Source organism: Marisediminitalea alba (genome assembly GCF_002993365.1).
GTDB classification, from domain to species: domain Bacteria; phylum Pseudomonadota; class Gammaproteobacteria; order Enterobacterales; family Alteromonadaceae; genus Alteromonas; species Alteromonas alba.
On the sequence record NZ_PVNP01000113.1, the window covers coordinates 1 to 2,047 of the forward strand.

Consider the following 2,047-nt stretch of genomic DNA (forward strand, 5'->3'; position numbering starts at 1 on the left):
CCATTGCCAGCTTTAGGATAAAAGGGTTCAATCACTTCCAGCAGTTGAGGCCACGGCAGCAGTTTATCCATTCTGGATAAGAATATCTCTTTACGGGTCTGGCGGCGCTTGCTGGAAAACTCACTATCGGCAAAAGTTAACTGTTGGCTCATGGGCGGTAATGGCTGTGATTTACTATGCAGCTATGATCTCACATCGGGGACTTATTCGCATCTTCCTTAGGTAAAAACGGCGTTGAAGAAATTCTTTCTTACGGTGAGTTAAGCGCGTTTGAGCAAAAAGCAAAAGAAGATATGCTTGATACGTTAAAGAAAGACATTCAAGAAGGTATTGATTTTATTAACGCATAATTCTTTTGTAAAAGTCATGCCATAAAAGCCGCTCATTGAGCGGTTTTTTATTGACAATTTTTTGTACTTTCGCTATTTGCATCTTCGCTAATCGCTTTAAATTGTTTTGACATCATCACAGCCGTTATACCATGAGCAAAAACACTGAACAAAACGGTTAATACAATTACCGCCATAAGCTGCTCGTAACCTGTCACTTCAAGTTCAACAATAACAATAAATAAATATAAAATTGAAGCTATACCCCGAGGGCCAAACCAAGCAATAAATATTTTGCTATAAAAATCAATTTTAACACCAATTAAAGCAATGAAAACAGGGATCATACGAATAAGTGTTAAACTTAATAATGCGTACATTAAAAGGTTAAGATCCCAGTAAATATAAAAATTAGGTACACACACTAAACCAAAAAGAAAAAATATGATCAAAGAAAAAAGTTTACCTTGGGCTTCACTAAATTCTTGAATCTGTGTTCTAACTAAAGGAATTTTTGTACTGAGCATCAGGCCTGCGAAAAAAGCGGCAATAAAACCATTGCCATGAATAAGCTCTGCAGCACAGTAGGCTAAAATTGCTAATGCAAAAGATACCAAATGGTGAAAGGTATGGCTCATCCAGTTTTTTAATGTAGCGTGATCAACTAATTTCCCACCAGCATAACCAACCAATCCACCAACTAACGGAGCAATAAAAAGTTGTGTTGCCATAAAAGTTAACCAGTAACTTTCATTATTCAGTGAGGTTATTCCGCTTCCTAAAACACTAATACACAATAATATTGGTGGTAACACAATGCCGTCATTCAAACCACTTTCAATACTAATAGATTCTTGTATACGTTTAGGTACCATTTTACTTTGGACAACAGCCTGACCTAATGCCGCATCGGTTGGAGAAAGAATAAGTGCTAATAAGGCCAGTACCCATAGATTATAGGTGGGGAAAAAGTACTGAGCGCTGAACGCACCAACCAACATGGTTAATGGCAACCCAATTAATAATAAACGCGCAGGAATGCCCGCGAGAATTTTACTTAAGCGACAATATTTCAAGTAGGATGCATCGACAAATAAAATAAGTATTAATGTTAACTCAGCCAAGGTTTTAACAATTTCAGTGTCAAGGTTAACAGTGATCAAGTTAAATCCCATTGGGCTAATCAAGATACCTACGGATAAAAACACCATCGGGCCACTGATAAATGAGCGTTCAGATAATTTGGAAAACAAGCCAAAAGTTAATATTAGTAAAGTTAATATTAATAAAATAATATGGTTATCCATACACTCCAGTTCTGAGCTATCCCCACGAATAGTAAAATAAAGTCAAAGAGTTAGGGAACATTCATGGCATTTGGTGATCAGATCTTTCGCCAAAAAAAACCAACACAGAAAACACCATGAATGCACGCTCTATATTGAACAATCTTGTCTCTTTTGTCAGCCATAAAATGCATAAAACCCGCAAACAGGCCGTTGTCGCCTGTGTGCGAAGCTTGATTGAGAGCGGTTCGGCCACTGTGACCAGTATGGGGCGCGGTATCCGTTCCAATGCCTATGAGAAACACCGTATTAAGCGGGCTGACCGGCTGTTATCTAATGGTCACCTCCAGCGTGAAGTACCGTTTATCTATGCAATGATTTGCCGGTTATTTTGTACCTGTAAACATCCTGTCATTGCCGTTGACTGGTCAG

General features: G+C 38.3%; 1 protein-coding gene and 3 pseudogenes. 2 read left to right on the forward strand and 2 right to left on the reverse strand.

Annotated features, from left to right (window positions below):
• Positions 1-152: pseudogene (locus C6Y40_RS11355) on the reverse strand (IS5/IS1182 family transposase); the annotation flags it as partial.
• Positions 153-218: 66 nt separating this feature from the next.
• On the opposite strand from C6Y40_RS11355, the pseudogene C6Y40_RS11360 reads away from it, so the two are divergent.
• Positions 219-350, forward strand: a pseudogene (locus C6Y40_RS11360) (malate dehydrogenase); the annotation flags it as partial.
• Positions 351-397: 47 nt separating this feature from the next.
• Here the strand turns inward: C6Y40_RS11360 and C6Y40_RS11365 are convergent.
• On the reverse strand, positions 398-1,636 hold the full coding sequence (locus tag C6Y40_RS11365) for a cation:proton antiporter (RefSeq protein WP_105934691.1): 1,239 nt from the start codon (positions 1,634-1,636) through the stop codon (positions 398-400).
• Positions 1,637-1,752: 116 nt separating this feature from the next.
• On the opposite strand from C6Y40_RS11365, the pseudogene C6Y40_RS11370 reads away from it, so the two are divergent.
• Positions 1,753-2,047: pseudogene (locus C6Y40_RS11370) on the forward strand (IS4 family transposase); the annotation flags it as partial.

What these genes read in the sequence shown, in the direction of transcription:
- C6Y40_RS11365 (WP_105934691.1), bottom strand. Translation starts at nt 1,636, where the DNA reads ATGGATAACCATATTATTTTATTAATATTAACTTTACTAATATTAACT.